We start from the raw sequence: 21,269 nt of genomic DNA, 5'->3' as shown, positions 1-21,269 counted from the left end.
AGTCTAGCGAGCAGCGACCTCGTCGGGATCGAGACGAAGGAGCCCGTCGGCGGTGCTCCCGCTGCCGAGCGGCATCTGCCAGGCGGCGTTGTGCCACGCCACCATCAGGCGCACGCGCACCGGCTGGTCGCCGAGCACCTCGGCCGTACGACGGGGGTCGAGCGTCGCGTCGAGGGCGAGCCCGTCCACACGTGGCGACAGGCGCGCGGGGGTGAACGCGACGGGGAACGAGACGACGTCCCCGGTCGACTCGCCGACGACGTCGACGGTGATCGTGGCCGTGTCCGGCGTCGGGGAACCGCCCGAGACCCGCATCCGCAGCCGTCCCTTGAGCCGGTCCCCGCGCAACCCCGGGCCGTGCAGCCGTGCGCCGTGGATGCGGACCCGGGTGGCGGCCTGGTCCTTCACGGCGCGGAAGACCTGCACCCAGTCCTCCACGAACCGGGCGGGCGAGTGCGCCGCGGCCTTCTCGTACGCCGCCGCGCTCATCCGTGCGGCCCGCTCGGGGTCCGACGTGATCGCGAGGATCCGGTCGGCGAACGTCCTGACGTCGCCGTCGGGCACCAGGAAGCCGTCGACGCCCTCGCTGATCTGCTCGCGCGGGCCGAACTTGATGTCGTAGCTGATGACCGGGCACCCGCGGCTCATCGCCTCGAGGGTGGCGAGCGGGTATCCCTCGTACCGGCTGGTGACCAGGAACGCGGACGCGGTCAGCAGCCGGTCGCGCGCGCCGGGGTCGTACCCGTGGAACGTGACGGCGTGCGCGATCCCCAGCTCGCCCGCGGTGCGCTCCAGACCGGCGCGCCCCGGACCGTCGCCGTACACGTCGAGGCGCAGCTCCGGGTCGGTGTCGAGCGCGACCTGCAGGGCACGCAGCGTGTGGGCGACCCGCTTCTGGGCCTCGAGACGGGCGACGGCGACCAGGCGCTTCGGGTCCCGCGCGGGACGCGGGTCGGGCAGCGTCGGCGGCACGACCGGGTTGGCGGCGACGAACAGGTTCTCGGTGCGGCCGAGCCGCAGCGCGATCTCCTCACGCTGCCGCTCGGTGAGCAGCACCAGGCCGTCGAGCGACGCGAGGTTGTCGAGGACCGGGACGTACGGACCCTTCAGCGGCGCGTCCCAGCGTCCCGCCTGCTCGGTGTGGGGGTTGTGGAACGCGGCGACCAGGTGCATCCGCGGGTCGTCGAACGACAGCAGCGAGGGCACCATCTTGCGCGAGTCGGTGATGAGGAACCCGTCGCCGTCGCCCACGAGCTCACCGAGCCAGTGGTGGAGGAGCCGCGACCGGCTCCGGTGGTGCCGGACGACCCGGCCGTCCGGGGCGACGACGTCGTACGCCGTGCGGCCGTCGTGACGGGTGGTGCGCAGGAAGACCGACCCGTCGTCGCGCTGGTGGTCGACGACGACCGGATCGGCGTCGGCCGCGGAGCCGCCAGGACGGTACGTCGTGCGGTAGGGCAGCCCGCCCGCGCCGGTCTCGACCGTCGGGACCAGGCCGGACGGGACGGGCGCGAGCGCGTGCTCGCCCCCGTCGAGGGCGTGCGTCCGCTGCCGGTAGTCCTCGAAGACGTTGACGAGGGAGACGTGCTCGTTGAGGTCGCCGCGGGCGGTCAGCTCGGCCCGCGTCTCGGCGAGGTCCGGCACGTCGGCGACGGTCGCGATGATCGAGCGCGCACCGGCGAGCTCGCCGAGCATCCGTGCCCGCATGAGGATGACCGCCGTGCGTCCACCCTTGTTGAGCCGGACCGCGTTGGCGACGGAGACGTAGGTGCCCGCAGGGAGGCGGACCGGCAGCGCGCACACGACGCACAGGCTACCTGTCGGCGTTTTCCGCTCGTCGTGCGCAGAAGGTCAGCGGATGGCGCGTCGCAGCGCCTTGCGGTGCCGGCGGAGGTCGAAGGAGAAGTCGTCGGCGAAGACCGTCTTGCGCTTGCGGGGATCCTGGGCCGCCTTGTGGGTGCGGCCCCAGAAGTAGTGCACCTCGCTGCCGTTGACCGCCGCGATCAGTGCCTCGTTCTGCGCGACGTAGCCGTCCCCGGAGATGATGACGACCTTCGCGCGCGGCGCGTGCATCATCGTGAAGAGCCCGCTGCCGCCGTACCCGGCGACGACCCGGGCCTGCTCGAAGAGGCGCACCTGCTCGCCGTACGAGTAGTGCTCGGGACGCACGACGGCGAACCCGCGCCGGGCGAAGAACCGCTCGACCTGCGGCGCCTGCAGGCACGCCCGCCGGCCCCCGCGCGAGACGAACACCTTCTCGGCGCGCAGGGGCGAGGTGACGGCGCCGAGACCGTCGCTGATGCGGCGCCAGGTGTCGGCGAGCGCCAGGTCGGCGTACCGCGGGTTCTCGAACTGGGGGTCGGCGGCGAGCAGGAGCGGCACCTCCAGCGCCTCGTCGCCGGACTGGACGACCAACGACTCCGGGTCGATCCCGTACGCCGCGAGGATCTCGAGCTCGAAGGCCGGCACGTCGGTCTGGCCGGGCCGCAGGCTCACCAGGGGCCGGAGGTCGGGATGGGCCGCGCGGGCCTCGTCCCAGGCCCACAGCCGGGACACGACCTCGGTCGTCACGTGCCCGAAGTGGCCCGCGAACTCGCTGTCGAGGTAGAACAGCGGCTCGCCCTCCCAGCGACGGCGTCCCGGCGGACGCCACCGCGGGCGCATGAAGGTCAGGGCGTCGCCGGAGGGCACCAGCCCGTGATGGCGCAGGCGCGGCGCGTGCTGGTGGCGGAAGGTGTCGGGCAGCCAGAACTCCCGCTGCCTCGCGAGCTGACGCGGGTAGGTGACGACGTCCTCGTACGCCCGCAGCGCGCGGGGCGGGACCGACAGCTCACCGCCCAGCACGCGCGGTCCCTCGCCCTCGCTGGTGAGGGTGGCCTGGGACGTGTAGCGGTACGCGGGGCGGGAGGCCAGCGTCGCGACCGGGGCGTCCTCGCCGTACCGGGCGCGCAGGAGCGTCTCCGTCTCGCCCGCCCGCAGCATGCGCAGCATGGCCTCGTTCTTCGTGAGGAGCGCGAGGTCGCCGTCGTAGGCGACCGACGTCAAAGTCCGCGCGACGGTGTCCTGCCACGTGGTCCACCCGCGCTTGGGGAGCCGTCGCGCCGATCGCTCGACCGCGTCCTCGATCACCGCGCGCACGGAAGCGCCGTCGGGGCTCTGCGTCCGGTCGCCCGGGGCACGGTCGATCCCCTCGACCGCGTAGACGCCGCCGGCGCGCACGTAGCCGTGCATCTGGCGCAGCGCGGTCACCTTGGGGGCGGTCTCGGTCCAGAAGGACTCGACGAGCAGGTGCGGTCGCGGCAGGACGGCGAGGAGGTCACGCCGCTCGGCGGCGTCGGCGAACGTGTGGGCGTGCAGGTTGCCTGGCCGATCGTGGGCCCCGGTGCCGGCCGGACCGGTCCCGGGGGAGTGCAGGAGGTGCACCTCGGCGTCCGGATACCGCTCGGCCAACGTGCCCGCGGTGGCGAGGACCTGGTCCCTCAGCACAAGGACGACGACGGGTCGCGGGCCGGCCGCCGCCAGCACCGCCTCGTACGCGCGCAGGTAGTCGCCTCGCCCCGCCATGAGGCCCATCGTGCCGCCTCATCAGGTCGTTCGAAGGTCGACGTGCCAGGCGCGGCCCTACCATGTGCGGATGCGCGGCATCATCCTGGCCGGGGGGACCGGCTCGCGGCTGCACCCGATCACGCTCGGGACCAGCAAGCAGCTCGTCCCCGTCTACGACAAGCCGATGATCTACTACCCGTTGTCCACCCTGATCCTGGCCGGCATCCGGGACATCCTCGTGATCACGACGCCCGAGGACGCCCCGCAGTTCCAGCGCCTGCTGGGTGACGGCTCGCAGTTCGGCGTCGCCCTGTCGTACGTCGTGCAGCCACGCCCGGAAGGCCTGGCGCAGGCCTTCGTCCTCGGTGCGGACCATGTCGGCGGCGACCGCGTGTCCCTGGTGCTCGGCGACAACATCTTCTACGGCGCCGGGCTCGGGACCCAGCTGTCGCGCTTCCACGACCTCGACGGCGCGGCCGTGTTCGGCTACCAGGTCCGGGACCCCAGCGCGTACGGCGTCGTCGAGTTCGACGCCCACGGACGGGCGCTTTCGCTGGAGGAGAAGCCGGAGAAGCCGAAGAGCAGCTACGCCGTCCCGGGGCTCTACTTCTACGACTCCGACGTGGTGGAGATCGCCCGCGGGCTGCGCCCCTCGGCCCGGGGGGAGCTGGAGATCACCGACCTCAACCGGGTCTACCTCGAGCGCGGCACGCTCCAGGTCGAAATCCTCCCTCGCGGGACCGCCTGGCTCGACACCGGGACCTTCGACTCCCTCAACGACGCGAGCAACTACGTCCGCACGATCGAGAGCCGGCAGGGACTCAAGATCGGGTGCCCCGAGGAGGTCGCCTGGCGGGTCGGCTTCCTCGACGACGACGCGCTGCGCGAGCGGGCGGAGCCGCTGGTCAAGAGCGGCTACGGCGAGTACCTGCTTCGACTGCTGGAGCACAGGTCGCGGTGAACAGTCTTCTCCGCCGCGCAGCCTCACGGCTGCGCCGGTCTGCGCCTGCCGCGCCGCCCCGCGCAGACGCCGACGCCGTGGTCGTGCTGGAGCGGGCGTCCTGGGCGCAGACAGGGACGCTCGCTGTTCGTGGCTGGGCCTACCTCGAGGGCGGGGACGCTCTCGCAGTGAGGTCCATCGTCGCGGTCGGTGTCGGTGGTGAGGTGGTCGCCGACGCATCCGTGACCCGCGTCCACGACGAGATCGCCGACCTCCATCCCGGGGACAAGCGGGCGTCCCATGCAGACGCCGTCTTCGAGGCCGAGCTGGACCTCGCGGCGTGGCGGGGTGGACGGGTCGTCGTCGACGTCGTCTCGCGTGACGGGGACCGGCTGGTACGCCGCCCGTTCGCCGTCCGTCCGCCTGGCGCGCCCGCACGACACCTTCGCGCGTCGGGGGCAGAAGGCGGCAGAAACACGCGGCTCAGCTGGTCCGAGACCGACGGCCTGGTGCTCACTCGCGCTGCCGTCCTCGCAACCCTGTCGCGCGTCGAGGCGGATGGCGCAGCGCTGGTTGTCGAGGTCGAGGCGCGGTCCGCTGACGGTCTCGCGCTGGTGGGGGAGGCGCCTGGGGCTGAACCGCGGCGGATCGAGTCGGTCGTCGAGAGGGGTACGGTGCGTGCCCGGCTCACGTGCGACGACGCCCCGTCGGCACGTCACGTGGTGGTGGCGACGCTGGCCGATGGGTCGGTCGCCCGTGTTCTCGTGCGTGCCCACCAGCCCGCCACCGCGGTTGCCGGAACGGGGCTGCGGCTCCTGTCGAAGGCCTCGGGAGTCCTTGAGGTCAGGAGCGGGGGCGTCCTGGCGGTATCCGCGCTCGAGGTCACGGCATCTCAGATCACGGTCGTCGGCCGGGCCGAGGGTCTGCCGGCGGGCGCGGTGCTGGAGGTGCGCGGACCTCGCGGCCGGGTCCAGGTCGACCTCGGCCCCCGGAGTGGAGGGATCGTCCTCACGATCCCGACGTCCGTGCAGGGTTGGTACGGCGGAAGCGTCCCGCTCCCGGCCGGACGCTACGAGGTCTGGGTGGTCTCGGGGAAGGAGGAGGCGCCCGTCGAGCTCGCGGAGGACCTCGTCGACCCGATCGGAGTGTGGGCCCGGTCCGACAGCCTTCACGTCCGGGTGCTGCGCGGACAGGGTGGCCGCATGCTGGTCGAGTCGGCGGCCCCGCTGGCGGACGACGAGCGTGGTGACCGAGCGCAAGCGCTGCTGGAGTACCGCTACGCGAGCTCTCCCCCACACGCCGGACCGATCGCCTACTTCGAGTGCTACTACGGGACCAGCGCCACCGACAGCGCACGGGCCGTCCACGACGAGCTGCGCCGGCGCGGTTCGGACATGGATCTCGTCTGGGGCGTCGCCGACCTGTCGGTCGTCGTCCCCGAGGGGGGCCGGGCGGTCGTCCGAGGGTCACGCGAGTGGTGGGACGTCCTCGCCCGTGCGCGGTTCCTCACGTTCAACGCCGGACTCCCCTACGGGCTGCGAAGGCGCCGCGGTCAGACGGTGGTCCAGACCTGGCACGGGACGCCGTTCAAGCGGCTCGGCAGCGACCGCCCCGGCTTGGACCAGAGAGGGCACGGGAGTGCGGCCACCGCGGCGAGCGTCGCGCGCTGGGACGCGCTGCTCGCCGGCAACCCGCACAGCGCCGAGGTCTTCGGGCGGGTCTGGGGCTACGAGGGACCCATCCTCCAGCTCGGTTACCCGCGCAACGACGCCCTCGCGCGCGCCGGCGAGGCTGAGGTGGCCCGCGCACGGCGCACGCTCGGCATCGAGGACGACCGTCTCGTCGTGCTCTACGTCCCCACGTGGCGGGACGGCAATCGCGTGATGGACCAGCTGCTAGACACCGACGAGGTCGTGCGCGGCGCCGGACGCGACGTGACCGTTCTCGTCCGCGGCCACATGAACATCTCGGGGTGGGCGTCGCGGGTCGGTGGCCGCGACGTCCTCGACGTGACTGGGTACCCCGAGATCAACGACCTCTTCCTGGCTGCCGACGTCGCCGTGACCGACTACTCCTCGATCATGTTCGACTACTCCGTGACGGGGAAGCCGCTGATCTTCCTCGTCCCGGACCTCGACGACTACCGTGACCGCCGGCGTGGGACCTACCTCGACCTGGGAGAGTCGGGTCCCGGGCCGGTCGTCCAGACCACGGGGGAGATCGTCGACGTGCTGCGCGATCTCGACGCGACCCGGGCGGACTACGCGGAGCGGTACGCGGCGTGGCGGGCGGCGTACAACCCGCTCGACGACGGGCACGCGGCGTCTCGTGTGGTCGACGCCTTGTACGACGTCCGTTGAGGCGCCACCTATCATCGACGAGAATGCCCGCACCCCCGACGAAACCCTGAGGTACGAACGACGTGAGCAGCAGGTCGCTGGTCGAGCGCTCCCCGCGGGCGCGCGACGAGCGTGCAGCGTCGGGGACCCGTGCCGACATCCAGGCGTTGCGCGCTGTCGCCGTCTCCCTCGTCCTGATCTACCACCTGTGGCCGAACCGACTCACCGGTGGTTTCACCGGGGTGGACGTCTTCTTCGTCATCTCCGGCTTCCTCATCACCTCACACCTGCTCGGCAAGCCCCCCCGAAGCGGGCGTGACCTCGCAGGGTTCTGGTCACGACGGATCCGCCGCCTGCTTCCGGCATCCCTGCTCGTCCTGGCAGTCACGCTCGTGGCGTCCCGGCTGGTCGCGCCGGAGACGCAGTGGGCCGCGACCGCCAAGCAGGCCGGAGCGGCGGCGCTCTACGTCGTCAACTGGGTCCTTGCCTCGGACGCCGTCGACTACCTGGCTGCGGAGAACTCGCCGACCCCCGTGCAGCACTTCTGGTCGCTGTCCGTCGAGGAGCAGTTCTACATCGGGTGGCCGCTCCTGATCCTGGTGCTCGTGACGCTCTCGGCCCGCGTACGCCGTTCTCCGACCACCGTCGTGGCGGCCGGCCTGGGTGCTGTGGTCGTCGCCTCCTTCGCCTACTCGATCCACGAGACCGTCACCGAACCGGCCAGGGCCTACTTCGTGACACCGACGCGGGTGTGGGAGCTCGGAGTGGGTGGCCTGCTGGCCGTCCTCATCGGAAGGCACGGCTACGGTCGAGGGCGCGCCGTCGAAGCGGTCGCGTGGTCGCCTGCGGCGAGGGCGGTCCTCGCCTGGATCGGTCTTCTCGCGATCGTCTGGACGGGCTTCACCTACACGGGAGCGACCCCGTTCCCAGGGTGGCAGGCCGCAGTCCCCGTTCTGGGTGCTGCTGCTGTGATCGCCGCCAACGCTCCGACTGCGCCCGGCTCTCCTGCGGCGGTGATGGCTACCAGGCCGGTCCAGTGGCTGGGCGATGTGTCCTACTCGGTCTATCTCTGGCACTGGCCGCTCATCGTCCTCCTGCCGTATGCGACAGGATCGGATCTCGGGCTGCTCGACAAGCTGGCGATCCTGGCAGCCTCCCTGGTCCTCGCTGCGCTCACGAAGCACTACGTCGAGGATCCGTTCCGCAGTCCCCGATGGGGAAGGCCGCTTCTTAAGCCGTACGCGCTGGGTGTCGTCGGAATGGCGGTCGTCGTCGCGATGGCCGCAGTCCAGCTCGCCGAGGTCGATCGCAAGGAGACAGCCGCACGCGCGGCCTTGGCGTCGGCCCTCGCCGATGACGACCCGTGCTTCGGTGCCGCCGCGCTCGCTCCTGGTGCCGACTGCCCGCGCACCACTGACGGCCAGGTCGTCCCCGCGCCTGCTCAGGCGCTCAAGGACAAGTCCGACGCGTACGAGGAGGTGTCCGGAGGGAAGGACTGCTGGGCGAGCGCCCCACGATTCCCCGTGACGGTGTGCGAGTTCGGCGATCCGGACGCGAAGACCTCGATCGCCTTGACCGGCAACTCCCACGCGGGACAGTGGCTGCCGGCGCTCCAGGAGATCGCCCGGACGCGGGGTTGGCGCATCACGACCTATCTGGCATCCCAGTGCGGCATGGCCGAGACTCGGCAGCAGTTCGACACGACGGACAAGTCCGCCCGGTGCTCGGCCTGGGTCGAGCGGGTCACGCGGCGGATCGCCTCCGGCGGCTTCGACATGGTGGTCTACACCAACCGGATCTCGGTCCCTGCTGTCGGGAAGGACATCGCCGGAAGCCAGGACGACTACCGCCGGGGCTACGAGAAGGTCCTGTCGAAGGTGAGGGCCGCAGGAGTGCCGGTCATGGTCATCCGAGACACCCCCGCACCTGGCACGATCATCCCGGACTGCCTCGCGGCGAACGCTGCCGACCTGACCCGGTGCTCCGCGCCGCGCCGCGACTGGGAACCTTCCGAGCCCGTCGTGGACGCGGTCCACGACCTGGACGACCGCGGCATCGTTCTCGCGGACCTCAACGACCGGATCTGCCGGCCGGACCGTTGCGACGGCGCGGTCGGGGGTGTCGTCGTCTACTTCGACGGCTCGCACCTCACAGCGACGTACGCGCGGACGCTCGCGCCGGCGCTCGAGCGGCCGCTGACCAGGGCGCTCGCCCGCGGCTGATCGTCTTGTCGTCCGCCGATCTGCACCCGAGCGCTGCCCGAGGGCGGAGATGACGTCGGGACCGTGCCGCTAGGGTGGCGTCCGTGGACCTGCGAACGACGAGCGGACCTCCAGCCCGCCGGGACCCGGCGAGGTGGCGCCAACCCGTTCACGACTACCCGTCGATCGAGGCGCTGTTGGGGGATCCGCACCCGCCGGCCGGCATCCTGGCGGTGCGGACGGCCGACACCGTCATCGACCTGCTCTACGACCCGCGTGGCGCAGCCACCACGATCGTCAACTTCCACGCCGCCATCACGACAAGCGGCGTCACCTTGCCGTACTTCACCGGCGGCAGCCTCCACGGGGACACACCTGTCAACAGGGTCCTCGTCGCCGATCCTGCGCTCTACCGTGACGAGACACTGACCCTTGCCTGGTACGCCGGAACGGACACGCTCGACCTCCAGCACGGGCTTCCCCGACTCATCGATCACCTCCACCGCGCGGCCGGCGGAAGCCGCCGCCTGTACTTCGGCGGTTCGGGCGGAGGATTCGCCGCTCTCTTCTACGGCGCACCGCACGACGACGTGCTCTCGGTCGCCGTCAACCCGCAGACGATCATCGCGAACTACACGCGCGCCCATGTCGAGCGGTACGCACGCACATGCTGGGGTGCGAACGACGATGCCGGGATCTCCGACGCCCTCGAGCGGTTCTCGTCCGATCTTCGACCCGTGTACCGCGAGGCTCGCAACCACGTGCTGTACATCCAGAACACGGGCGACGACCACCGCGTCAAGCACATGGAACCCTTCATGGACTCAGCGCTGGACCGACAGCGCATCTGGACGATCGAGCGGCGTTGGGGTTCGGGTCACGTGGCGGTCCCTGCCGATGAGCTACGCAGGATCGTCTCGACGATCGTGGCGAGACCGGGCGACTGGGCCTCCGTGTTGGGGGCCCTGGAGGTCAGGCCCGCCCGCTGGTGGCGCAAGGGCGCCGATCCGGCAGGCCTCGGAGTGACGTCAGGCGTTCGCTGGGAGGCGTGAGCGGGTGGTGCAGGGTCTGGACCGTCGGCGTTTCGAACGCTACGTTCCTCAGATGCCGAGCACAGGAAGAGTCCAGGCCCTGCGCCGTCAGGCGGCGGCTGCCGTTGCAGACCGACTTCCGCCGCCTCGTGACGAGGCCGCGCGGGCGCTGATGAGATCGACGATGGATCTGGTCCTCGGCCGTCGACCGGCCCAGCCCCGGAAGGCCGTCGATCCGCCCCGACCGAAGCAGCCACCTCCGGAACCACCCAACGAGTCAGGGGCGCCTCTGTTCGTCCCGCCCGGGCACTACTACTCGCCCATCGTCGACGTCCGGCAGCTGCGCGGACGGGGCAGCGACGTCGAAGGGCGCGCAGACATCCCTGGCGTCGAGCTCGACCTCCGTGCTCAGGCCGAGGTATGGAGCACCTGGTTGCCGCACGTGCGTCGGTGGAGAGCGGGAGAAGGCAGCGAGACCCGTCGCTTTCACGCGAACTCGATGTTCGGAACCCAGAGCGCACGTCTGCTGGCGGGAGCGATCGGTGCAGCGAGCCCGCGCCGCTACATCGAGATCGGATCCGGGTTCAGCTCGGCGGTTCTGCTGGACGTCAACGACGAGTGGCGTCGTGACGACCCGATCGAGCTGACCTTCATCGATCCGTATCCCGAGAGGCTGGAGTCGATCCTGCGCGACGACGACCGCGCGAACTGCACCATCATCCCGAAGCAGGTCCAGGCCGTCGATCTCCGGGTGTTCGACCAGCTTCGCCCGGGCGACGTGCTCTTCATCGACTCGACACACCTGGCGAAGAGCGGCAGTGACGTCCTCACCGAGATCTTCGAGATCCTTCCGCGCGTGGCGGTCGGTGTGAAGATCCATCTGCACGACATCCCTTATCCGTTCGACTACCCGGTCAGCTGGCTCGTGGAGCAGAACCGCTCGTGGAACGAGGCCTACTTCCTGCGTGCCTTCCTGATGTACAACGCGCAGTTCGCGGTGCACCTGTGGACCGACTTCGTGGCACGTTTCGCCGGGGAGCTCGAGGGGGTCGAGTCGATCGACCTGATCGGTCCGGGGACCTCGTCGATCTGGCTCACGCGGGTCGCGGACTCAGCCGGCGCCTGACCCAGAACACTGCCGGCCGCCGCGGCGCCTACCCCTCGTCGAGCAGGACGGCAGCTGCTCGCGCGGCCGCTCGCCCGTCGGCGAGCGCGTTGAACGTCGCGTTGACGCGCTCGACCGCGGTGGCGTACTCGGCGACGATTCCGGAGGGGTCCTTGAGGGCGTCGGCGACCTCCCCCGTGGTCGTCACCACCGGACCGGTCTCGGTCGCCTGCCACCCGTCGAGCGGGGGGTGGAGCGCGGTGTACGCCTCACGGTCGGGCTGGTGGAGGACGAGCGGTCGGCCGGTGAGCGCCCACGCCAGCCGCAGCGGCGTGTAGTCGAGGACGGCGGCGTCCGCGGCGAGGAGGAGCTCGGCCTCCTCGGGATAGTCGGTCACGTCGAGCACGCCGGGGACGCCGAGGACGCGTTCGCCTCCCTGGGCGACCGCGTCGCCGCCCCGGACGAGGACCACGGCGGACGGCCCCAGGGAGGTCTGGAGCTCGCGCACGTCGAGCAGGCGCGTGAGCCGGGCAGTGCGTGCCCCGGTCGCGCGGTCGGGGCGGTCGGCCGGCGCGTACAGCACGACGAACGCGTCGTGGTCCAGGCCGAGCCGGTCGCGCACCCGGCGCGCGACCGCGTCGTCGGCAGTCACCAGCAGGTCGGTCGACGGGTCACCGACGACGGCGATCTCGCCCCCGAAGCCCACGTCCGCGTCGATCACGGCCTTCGCGCGCTCGCTCGCGGCGGCCGTCACCGCCCAGCGCGCGAGCCGGCGCTGCTCCTCGTGCACGTGCGCGGCCGACCATCCCGCGGCCGTCCACCGGGCGCGACCCTGCGACGTGAGCGGTTGGACCGGGGCGAGATTCATCCAGCGCCGGTCGGGCGGCGCCAGCAGGACGTCGAGGGGGCCGTCGGCCACGACGAGCCGCGACCGTCGGACCTCGTGCGCCCACTCCGCGCTCCCGACGACCACCTGCCGTGCGCCGTCGGGCACGACGACCGAGCGGTCGACCGTGGACCACACGAGCGGGAGGTCGGGCCGCAGCTCGGCGACGGCCCGGGCGACCGCCGCCGGCGCGCCGCCGCCGGACAGCCCACCCCGTGAGTGGACGAGGAGCTGCTCGACCGCGGGCGCGTCCGAACGCTCGAAGGAGTGGACCACCTGTCTGCGGGCCCAGCGGCTGCGCTCGACCGGTCCGAGCCCGGACATCACGGTCAACCGGATCTCACCCGACCGGGCGAAGGTCCACCGGACGGCGCCGTCCTCCGTCGTCTGCTCCAACGGAAGGCGGGCGCGGAACGCCGGGGTGGCGCCGACGGGCGTGGAGTCAGCGAGGCGCAGCGCGTACGAACCGGACGGGAGCGCGCGCACAGGGCCGCCGAGCACCGCAGCCCGCAGCGGGACGACGACCTCGCCGCGGGGGTCGGCGTCCGCGGCACCCTCCGACGCGACCGAGAGGCGTTCGCCGACGAGCACGACCCCCGCCGAACCCTCGGGGAGACCGACCAGCGTGACCGCGAGCGATCCGTCGGCGGTCCGGGCATCGGTGACGGCAGGGCCTTCAGGAGCGGCCTCCGCGCCCTCCGCCCGAGGCATCGGTGCGACTTCCAGGACGAACCCGTCGCGTGCCTCCCATGCGGGGGTGACGCGGTGCCGGTCCGTGTCGGCGTGCGTGAGCGACTGCGATGCGGCCGATCCGCCGCCGACCGGTCCGGAGAACACGCCCCGCCGGGTCACGCCGTCGATCGCGACCTCGGCCTCGAGGACCCAGCGGTCGGTCGCGCGGCTTCCCGCCTCGTCGCGGAGCAGACGTCCCACCGGGACGACGACCTCGAACCCCGCCGGTGCGTGGTCGGCCTCCGGCTCGGCGATCGTGGCGTTCGCCCGCGGCTCCTCGACGGGGACGGGTGAGAGGACGACGGTCTCCGCTCCGTCCGCCCGCCGCAGCGAGAGGGTCAGCCGGTGCGCAGGACCGCCGTGGCCGACGGCGCGCACGGTGGCCCAGCCGCGCAGCCGCAGGTGCGTGGGGTCGTCCCACGAGGCGCGCAGGAGCCGTGCGTCGAGCGCGGTCTCGCTGTCGGACAGCTCGAAGAGCTCGTGCGGCGTATCGGGGTCCAGGGCGGCCGCGATCTCGAGGTCGGCGACGACGGACCCCCCGCGGACGGCCGCTCGCGGAGGTCGCCCGTAGTCGCGCACCTGCTGCTGGATCACCTCTACGACGTCCCACCGCCCCATCGCGGCGTGCCAGGCCCGCAGCTTGTGGAAGACGCGGACCGACCGCCACGCGTGGGGAGTCGCCATGGCGATGTGGCGGCGGTACGCGGCGGACAGGACCTCGCGGTACTCGTCGTCGGCGATCAGGGCGTGCTTGACGTACGGCGGGAGGTCCAGGTCCAGGACGCGCCCGAGCCAGGTGGAGAAGACCGTCTCCGACGCCTCGCTCTCCAGCAGCTCCTGCGCCTCCGCCTTGACGGCGACCCGGTCGCGCAGGTTGGCCAGCTGGTGCTTCTGCTGACCGGTGGAGGTGCGGTTCTCCCGCACGCGCCAGTAGTAGGTGACCCGCTTGAGCACGTCGAAGCGCCGCGCCCGGACGTACGCGGCGACCATCGGGACGTGGTCCTCGTACGCCCCGCGGCCCTCGAAGCCCCCGACCTTCTCCACCCAGAACCGCCGCCGGAAGACCCGGTTGCACGCGATGACGTCCTGGAGGGCGTCGGGGAAGTCGTCGATCGTGATGCCGAGACGGTCGCGCTCGTGCACCACGTCGGCCCACGGCGGCGCCGAGCGGGAGTCGTTGCGGACGCGCTGCACCTCGCCGACGGCGAAGTCGGAGCCCGTGCGTCGCAGCGTCTGCACGGCGTGCTGGTAGGCCGTCGGGGGGAGCGTGTCGTCGGCGTCGAGGAAGGTCAGGAAGGTGCCGCGGGCGAGCGCGACACCACGGTTGCGCGCCGGGCCCTGGCCCGCGTTGTCCTGGCGGACCACGGTGAGCCGGGCGTCGCGGCGTGCGTAGCGCTCCAGGATCTCGCTCGACCCGTCGGTCGACCCGTCGTCGACCGCGATGACCTCGATCTCGCGCAGCCGTTGCCCCAGCACGCTCTCGAGGCACTCCTCGAGGTACGGCGCGACGTTGTAGACGGGGACCACCACGCTGAGCACCGGCGTACGGCGACGAGCCCGCGCCCGTGCCGCCCGGGCGAGCCGGCGGACGGGGGCCACCGCACGGGCGCGTCGGGCGCTCAGAGCAGGTCCTCGCGGCCCGCGTCCCGCCAGTGGTCGACGAGCGCCTTCACCTGCTGGGCCCGGGCCATGGTCGTCACGAGCAGCGCATCAGGGGTGTCGACCACGACGACGTCGTCGATCCCGAGCACCGAGACGGTCCGTCCCGACGTCACCACGATCCCGCTGCCGTCGACGGCCGCGACCGCTTGCGGGTCGCCGACGATCCCGAGGCCGCCCTTGCCGCCGAGCACCGCCTCGGCGACGGCGGCGAAGTCGCCGATGTCGCTCCAGCCGAACGACGCAGGCACGACCGCGACGCCCCCGGCTGCGGCCACCGGCTCGGCGATGGCGTGGTCGATGGCGATCTTGGTGAGGGTGGGCCACAGCTCGGCGAGGACCTGGTCGCGGTGCGGGCCGTCCCAGGCCTCGGCGATCGCGAGCACGCCCGCGTGCAGCCGAGGCTGCTCGCGGCCGAGGTGGTCGAGGAGCACGTCGGCCCGCACGACGAACATCCCTGCGTTCCACCGGTAGCGCCCGCTGTCGACGTACTCCCGAGCGACGTCGGCAGGAGGCTTCTCGACGAAACGGCGGACGGCGAGCACGTCCGGAGCCCCCGCGATGTCCTCCAGGTGCTCGGCGGCCTCGATGTAGCCGTACGCGGTCGACGGCTCGTCGGGGTCGATGCCGATCGTCACGAGGTAGCCCGCGCGGGCCACCTCGGTCGCCTGGCGTACGGCGTCGTGGAAGGTGTCGACGTCCTCGACCAGGTGGTCGCTGGCGAAGGACGCCACCACGGCCTCGGCGTCACGGCGGTGGACCAGGGCGGTCATCAGCGCGATCGCGGGCATCGAGTCGCGGGGAGAGGGCTCGGCGACGACGTGGTCGGCCGGCAGGTCCGGAAGCTGGGTGCGGACGGCCTCCGCGTGGCGGACGCCGGTGATGACGTGGAGCCCGTCGGTGCCGACCAGTGGCAGGAGCCGGTCGTAGGTCTGCTGGAGGAGGCTGCGGCCGGCTCCGGTGAGGTCGAGGAGGAACTTCGGGTGGCCCGCCCGCGAGACCGGCCACAGCCGGGTCCCGGCGCCGCCGGCGGGGATGATGGCATGCAGCGACGGCACGATTGCTTCCACCGTGGCCTTCCTCCTCAGCATCCTCGACGAGTGCGGGTCCAGCGTAGTCGTCCGCCGATGTACGATCGCCCGTGGTGTGACATCGGCCGCCCGACGATGCGGGCTCGGCGCGATCCACGATCGACGAAGAGGCGCTTGCACGCATGGACCGCACGTCCCACGCCGAACCGAGGACGGTGGCAGTCTTCGGCAGCTGCATCACGCGGGACTGCTTCAACTCGCGGTTCAACCCTGGATACAAGGAAACGTATCGGTGCGAGCTGCTGCAGAACCAGATGTCCCTCCTCAGCCTCATGTCGGATCCGGTCCTCGAGGAGTGGGAACCAACCAGGGTCATGTCGGAGTACGACCTCTGGAACGTCCGCACGGAGTTCAGCAAGGAGTTCCTCGACGAGGTCGTTCGGCTGCAACCGGAGTATCTCATCGTCGACTTCTTCGGTGACGCCCACTTCGGCTGCGTCCGGCTCCCCGACGGTCGCTACGTGACTGACAACCGTTGGAAGGTCAGGCACACCAGCATCTACGAGCGGCTCCATGAGGCGGGGCAGCTCGAGCAGGTGCGGGGCCGCGAGGACCCGGATCACTACTTCGCCCTGTGGTCGGAGGCGCTGGACCGGTTCGCCGTGTTCGTGCGCGAGCACCTGCCATCGTCGAAGGTCATCGTCCACCACGGCCACCACACCGGTTGGCTGGAGCTCCCCGACGAGTCGCGGCCCGTCCCCCTGAGCGGCGTGCATCGCAAGGCACGACGACTTCACAGGATCGATGTCGAAGCCGCGAACGCGCTGTGGAGGCGCATGGACGCACGCGCCGTCGAGGTTCTCGGGGCGGTCTCCATCGATCTCACCGCTGACGTGTTCCCGACCTACGACGAGCATCCGTGGGGTCCGTTCTACGTGCACTATCCCGCTGACTACTACCGGCGTTTCCTCGCCGAGCTGCACAAGATCGTCGTCGCAGACGAGGGAATCGCCTCGGCGCAGATGGTGGGGGAGATCGAGACGGGTGCACGGTCCACCCTCGAGCGCGACCTCCGTGCTCGATCGGTCCAGCTCGACGAGGCGGAGCGAAGGCTCGAGGCACGCGACGAGGAGATCGTGCAGCTGCGGGCGCGCGTCGCCCGGCTGGAGCGGACCCCGTGGCGCCGGGTCGCCTCACGACTGCGCCGCAGCCGCCTGTTTCGCGCACGGCGACCGTAACCTGCGACGCCCGGCGATCCCGGGATCCGCCTCGGGGACCCCCTTATCGGAGGGGGATCGGAAGAGTTAGCATCGTCGGCGATGTCGTCGACCGTCCAGAGCCGCCGAGCTCGCGCCGCGGTCGGGTCCTCGACGTCCGAAGCCACCCGTGTGCGCCCCGAGATCCAGGGTCTGCGCGCCATCGCGGTCGGGCTCGTCGTCGTGTTCCACCTCTGGCCCAACCGGCTCCCGGGCGGCTACCTGGGCGTGGACGTCTTCTTCGTCATCTCCGGCTACCTCATCACCGCGCACATCCTGCGCGAGTCCGACCGGACGGGCACGATCGCACTCGGCGCCTTCTGGGCGCGCCGGGCCAGACGTCTCCTGCCCGCGGCGTACCTGGTTCTCGCCGCGTCGCTCGTCGCGGTCTTCCTCTGGGTGCCGCGCATGCTCTGGCAGCAGTTCGTCCGCGAGATCGGCGCCGCCGCCCTGTACGTCGAGAACTGGGCCCTGGCCGCTGACGCCGTCGACTACCTCGCCGCGGACAACGTGGCCTCCCCGGCGCAGCACTACTGGACCCTGTCGGCCGAGGAGCAGTTCTACCTCGTCTGGCCGCTCCTCGTCGTCGCCGGGCTGTGGCTCGCGCCGGTCCTCTCGCCGCGCCTCGGCCTGCGCCGGCGGGCCCGCCTCGCAGTCGGCGGGGTGCTCGCGTCCGTGACGCTGCTGTCGTTCGCCTACTCGCTCTACCTCACGGCGACCGATCCCGCACGCTCCTACTTCGTGACGACGACCCGGGCCTGGGAGTTCGGCGCGGGCGCGATGCTCGCGTTCGTCCCTGTCCTTGTCGGGCACCGGCACGTGCGGGCGCTCGTCTCGTGGGCGGGGCTGGTCGTGCTGGCGGCGTGCGCACTGCGGATGACCGAGGACACGCCGATGCCGGGGACGGCGGCGGTGTGGGTCGTGGCCGGCACGGCGGCGCTGCTCTGGGCGGGCCACCCCGCCGTCGCGTGGTCGCCGACCCGGGCGCTCGCCTGGCGCCCCGCCCAGTTCGTCGGCGACATCTCGTACTCGATCTACCTGTGGCACTGGCCGCTGATCGTGATCCTCCCGTACGCGACCGGCTCCACCCTCGGCACGCTCGACAAGCTGACGATCGGCGTGACGACGCTGGTCCTCGCCTGGGCAACGAAGCGCTGGGTCGAGGACCCGGTGCGGACCGGGCGGCGCTTCGGGCTCCGCCGGTCGACGGTGACCTTCGGTCTCACCGCGGCAAGCGCCGGTCTCCTCGTCGCCGGGTGCTTCGCGGGCTGGTCGGTCGTCGACCGGGACAACGCGGCGCGAGCCGCGGCCGCCGAGGCGCTGCTGACCCAGCACGGACAGTGCTTCGGAGCCGCGTCGCGCGATCCTGCGAAGGCCGACACCTGCCCCGACCCGGCGCTGGCCGGCGCGATCATCCCGGACCCGTCTGAGATCAAGGCCGACCACGCGACGTACGAGCGGTGCGCCGCCCACCTGCGGGGCAAGACGTTCGAGGGCTGTCCCTTCGGGACCCCGCGCCGAGGCGTCCCGCACGTGGCGGTCGTCGGCGACTCGCACGCCCGGGCGCTGATGCCGATGGTCGAGATCCTCGTCGAGCAGGGTGTGCTCACCGCCGAGATGTTCTCGTCGCCGGGCTGCGCCTGGTCCACGGTCCCGCCCGCGGCCGGCAACACGCAGACCCGCAAGGACGCGTGCGCCGCGCTCAAGGCGAACCTCGACGGCCTGCTCCAGGACGACGCGGACCGCTTCGACTTTATCGTCACCACCAACCGCGCCTCCAGCCAGCGTGCGAGCGACGAGGACAGGGTCCAGGGCCTCCTCGACGTGTGGAGGCCGGCGCTGGACGCCGCAGTCCCGATCGTCGCGATCCGCGACAACCCCGAGGGTGGTCGTCTGCCCGAGGACGACCCCAACATCTGCCTCGGAGAGGTCGGCGCCGCCGGAGCAGAGACGTGCGCGCTGTCGCGCAAGACGGCCGTGACCGACAGCTTCGACCCGTACGAGCCGGCCGTCGAGAAGGTCGTCAAGGAGCGGGGTCGTGGCCGCGCGGTGTACCTCGACATGACCCGGTGGTACTGCGACGACACCACCTGCCCCGCGGTCGTCGGGGGCGCGAACGTCTACCGCGACAGCAACCACGTCTCGATCACGTACGCGCGGACGATGGCGCCGTACTACCGCCAGGCCCTCGCGAAGGCCGGCCTCCTCGAGGACTGACGCGGCTCGTGTGAGGCGCGCCACAGGCTCGTTACAGCCAGGTTTCGCGCACGTAGACTGAAAGCGTCCGTTTGTCTGGTACCCCGCCCGGGGACTGGAACGAAAGGCACTTCGATGAAGTCCCTCCACGCCGTAGGCGTGGTCGGTGCAGGTCGCGTCGGAGCGGTGCTCGCCGCCCGGCTGCGCGAGGCCGGCCACGAGATCGTCGCCGCGAGCGGCCGGTCCGCCGCCTCCCGCACCCGCATCGACACCCTTCTTCCCGGTGTCCCGCTGCTGACGCCTGCCGAGGTCGCGGCCCGTGCCGACGTCCTCCTCCTCGCCGTTCCCGACGACGCGCTCGCGGCCCTCGTCGCCGAGCTCGCGCTCGACGGCCACCTCCGCCCCGGCCAGGTCGTCGTGCACACCAGCGGCCGCCACGGGCTCGGCGTGCTCGCGGCCGCCGCGCACGTCGGTGCACGCCCCGTCGCGCTGCACCCCGCGATGACGTTCACCGGCACCGACGTCGACCTCACCCGGCTCGGCGGCTGCGTCTTCGGCCTGACCGCGGGCGCCGACGACCGTGCGATCGCCGAGTCCCTCGTCGCCGACCTGGGCGGGCGGCCGATGTGGATTCGCGACGAGGACCGGACGACGTACCACGCCGCGCTGGCCCACGGCTCCAACCACCTCGTCACCCTCGTGTCGCAGGCCATGCAGATCCTGCGCCGTACCGGGGCCGAGGACCCGGCCGCGGTCCTGCGCCCGCTCCTGACCGCGGCCCTCGACAACGCCCTCCTGTACGAGGACGCCGCGCTCACCGGGCCGGTCGTGCGTGGGGACGTGGAGACCGTCCAGGCCCACCTCGCCGCCCTCGAGGAGCAGCCCGTCCCCACCATGGACGCGTACGTCGCGATGGCGCGCGCCACGTCGGTCCACGCGGTCGCCGACGGACGCCTCGACGAGAAGCGCGCCCGGGCGATCCGCCAGGTCCTGCGCGAGTCCGAGTGGGACGTCCTCGCCACCCTGGTCGCCGACGAGGACTCGCGGACCGACGCATGAGCCGACCCGCGGTCGCCACGACGCGCGAGGCGCTCGACGCCGCGCTCGGTCCTGCCCGCGTCGCGGGTCGGACCGTCGGTCTCGTCCCGACGATGGGGGCGCTCCACGAGGGCCACCTCGCCCTCGTCGCCCGCGCGCGTGAGCGGAGCGACCTCGTCGTGGTCTCGATCTTCGTCAACCCCACGCAGTTCGGTGCCGGCGAGGACCTCGACCGCTACCCCCGGACGTTCGAGGCCGACCTCGAGAAGCTGTCCGCCGCCGGGGTGGACGTCGTCTTCCATCCCGAGGTCGTGGAGATGTATCCCGACGGCACCGACGCCGTCGGCGTCACCGTCGATCCCGGCCCGCTCGGCTCCGAGCTGGAGGGGACCGTACGACCGACCCACTTCCGCGGGGTCCTGACCGTGGTCGCGAAGCTCTTCGGGCTCGTCCGCCCGGACGTGGCCGTCTTCGGCGAGAAGGACTACCAGCAGCTGGTGCTCATCCGGCAGATGGCGCGCGCCCTCTGCCTGCCGGTCGTCGTGGAGGGGTGCCCGACGGTCCGCGAGGACGACGGGCTGGCCTTGTCCTCGCGCAACCGCTACCTCGACACGACCCAGCGCACGCTCGCCGCGTCGCTCTCCCGTGCACTGCGGGCCGGGGCGGACGCCGGCGCCTCGGGCGCGACCGCCGTGCTGGGGGCGGCCGGGAAGGCGCTCGCGGAGGCCGACGGCGTGGACGTCGACTACCTCACGCTGCGCGCACCCGACCTGTCAGAGCCGGTTCCCGGACGCGAGGCGCGGCTGCTGGTCGCGGCGCGCCTCGGGTCGACCCGCCTGATCGACAACGTCGCCGTCCCGCTCGGCGCGGAAGAGGACTCCTGATGCTGCGGACCATGATGAAGTCCAAGATCCACCGGGCGACGGTGACGCAGGCCGACCTGCACTACGTCGGCTCCGTGACGGTCGACGCCGACCTGCTGGACGCCGCCGACATCCTGCCCGGCGAGCTCGTGCACATCGTCGACATCGACAACGGCGCGCGGCTCGAGACCTACACGATCGAGGGCGAGCGCGGCTCCGGCGTGATCGGCATCAACGGCGCCGCCGCCCGGCTGGTCCACCCTGGCGACCTGGTCATCCTCATCGCGTACGCGCAGGTGACCGACACCGAGGCGCGCGCGCTCGAGCCCCGGGTGGTGTTCGTCGACACCGAGAACCGCATCGTCGGCACCGGGTCGGACCCCGCGGAGCCCGTGCCCGGCACCGCGACGGTGCGAGGAGATGTCACGGCCGCTCCGTCCGCCTGA

General features: G+C 72.0%; 14 protein-coding genes. 10 read left to right on the top strand and 4 right to left on the bottom strand.

The features are described from left to right. Positions 1 to 3 precede the first annotated feature (3 nt). Positions 4 to 1,803, bottom strand: coding sequence for a glycosyltransferase (locus tag ACQSSQ_RS13720; protein WP_431327632.1), 1,800 nt, complete (start codon positions 1,801 to 1,803; stop codon positions 4 to 6). Positions 1,804 to 1,851: 48 nt separating this feature from the next. Further along, positions 1,852 to 3,564 (bottom strand): glycosyltransferase family 61 protein, encoded by a 1,713-nt coding sequence (locus tag ACQSSQ_RS13715; protein ID WP_431327631.1) that lies wholly within the window; start codon positions 3,562 to 3,564, stop codon positions 1,852 to 1,854. Between the two features lie 70 nt (positions 3,565 to 3,634). On the opposite strand from ACQSSQ_RS13715, the gene rfbA reads away from it, so the two are divergent. The 5 genes from rfbA (at position 3,635) to ACQSSQ_RS13690 (ending at position 11,183) form a co-directional block, all read left to right on the top strand. Then, complete coding sequence (rfbA, locus tag ACQSSQ_RS13710; protein ID WP_431327630.1) at positions 3,635 to 4,507, top strand: glucose-1-phosphate thymidylyltransferase RfbA; 873 nt, start codon at positions 3,635 to 3,637, stop codon at positions 4,505 to 4,507. Positions 4,508 to 4,674: 167 nt separating this feature from the next. Further along, positions 4,675 to 6,846: a CDP-glycerol glycerophosphotransferase family protein gene (locus ACQSSQ_RS13705; RefSeq protein ID WP_431327629.1), complete on the top strand. Its 2,172-nt coding sequence runs from the start codon at positions 4,675 to 4,677 to the stop codon at positions 6,844 to 6,846. Positions 6,847 to 6,908: 62 nt separating this feature from the next. Beyond that, the gene (locus tag ACQSSQ_RS13700) at positions 6,909 to 9,047 is read left to right on the top strand and encodes an acyltransferase family protein (RefSeq protein ID WP_431327628.1); all 2,139 of its coding nucleotides are present in this window, start codon (positions 6,909 to 6,911) and stop codon (positions 9,045 to 9,047) included. A gap of 176 nt (positions 9,048 to 9,223) precedes the next feature. Next, a complete protein-coding gene (locus ACQSSQ_RS13695; protein ID WP_431327627.1) occupies positions 9,224 to 10,078 on the top strand; it encodes a hypothetical protein in 855 nt (284 codons plus the stop codon). A gap of 478 nt (positions 10,079 to 10,556) precedes the next feature. Further along, positions 10,557 to 11,183, top strand: coding sequence for a class I SAM-dependent methyltransferase (locus tag ACQSSQ_RS13690; RefSeq protein WP_431327626.1), 627 nt, complete (start codon positions 10,557 to 10,559; stop codon positions 11,181 to 11,183). 28 nt (positions 11,184 to 11,211) lie between these two features. Here ACQSSQ_RS13690 and ACQSSQ_RS13685 read toward each other — a convergent pair whose 3' ends face one another. Together ACQSSQ_RS13685 and ACQSSQ_RS13680 are read right to left on the bottom strand one after the other, a co-directional pair. After that, the gene (locus ACQSSQ_RS13685) at positions 11,212 to 14,379 is read right to left on the bottom strand and encodes a glycosyltransferase (protein ID WP_431327625.1); all 3,168 of its coding nucleotides are present in this window, start codon (positions 14,377 to 14,379) and stop codon (positions 11,212 to 11,214) included. Positions 14,380 to 14,399: 20 nt separating this feature from the next. After that, complete coding sequence (locus ACQSSQ_RS13680) at positions 14,400 to 15,509, bottom strand: mannose-1-phosphate guanylyltransferase (protein WP_431327624.1); 1,110 nt, start codon at positions 15,507 to 15,509, stop codon at positions 14,400 to 14,402. A 143-nt stretch (positions 15,510 to 15,652) separates the two neighbouring features. Between ACQSSQ_RS13680 and ACQSSQ_RS13675 the strand changes: the two genes are divergently transcribed. The 5 genes from ACQSSQ_RS13675 (at position 15,653) to panD (ending at position 21,269) form a co-directional block, all read left to right on the top strand. Beyond that, entirely contained in the window at positions 15,653 to 16,708 is a 1,056-nt protein-coding gene (locus tag ACQSSQ_RS13675) for a DUF6270 domain-containing protein (RefSeq protein ID WP_431327623.1), read from the top strand. An 81-nt stretch (positions 16,709 to 16,789) separates the two neighbouring features. Then, on the top strand, positions 16,790 to 18,943 hold the full coding sequence (locus ACQSSQ_RS13670) for an acyltransferase family protein (protein ID WP_431327622.1): 2,154 nt from the start codon (positions 16,790 to 16,792) through the stop codon (positions 18,941 to 18,943). Between the two features lie 114 nt (positions 18,944 to 19,057). Further along, on the top strand, positions 19,058 to 19,981 hold the full coding sequence (locus tag ACQSSQ_RS13665) for a Rossmann-like and DUF2520 domain-containing protein (RefSeq protein WP_431327621.1): 924 nt from the start codon (positions 19,058 to 19,060) through the stop codon (positions 19,979 to 19,981). Then, positions 19,978 to 20,844, top strand: a complete 867-nt coding sequence (gene panC, locus ACQSSQ_RS13660; RefSeq protein WP_431327620.1) for a pantoate--beta-alanine ligase — start codon at positions 19,978 to 19,980, stop codon at positions 20,842 to 20,844. Before ACQSSQ_RS13665 ends, panC begins: the two co-directional genes overlap by 4 nt. Then, positions 20,844 to 21,269, top strand: coding sequence for an aspartate 1-decarboxylase (gene panD, locus ACQSSQ_RS13655; protein ID WP_431327619.1), 426 nt, complete (start codon positions 20,844 to 20,846; stop codon positions 21,267 to 21,269). The genes panC and panD overlap by 1 nt, the downstream gene beginning before the upstream one ends.

Origin of the sequence: Mumia spirodelae, from assembly GCF_050632745.1 — a bacterium.
In the GTDB taxonomy this organism is placed as follows: domain Bacteria; phylum Actinomycetota; class Actinomycetes; order Propionibacteriales; family Nocardioidaceae; genus Mumia.
The sequence above is the reverse complement of the archived record's forward strand: the minus strand, read 5'-3'. Positions and strand labels throughout refer to the sequence as shown.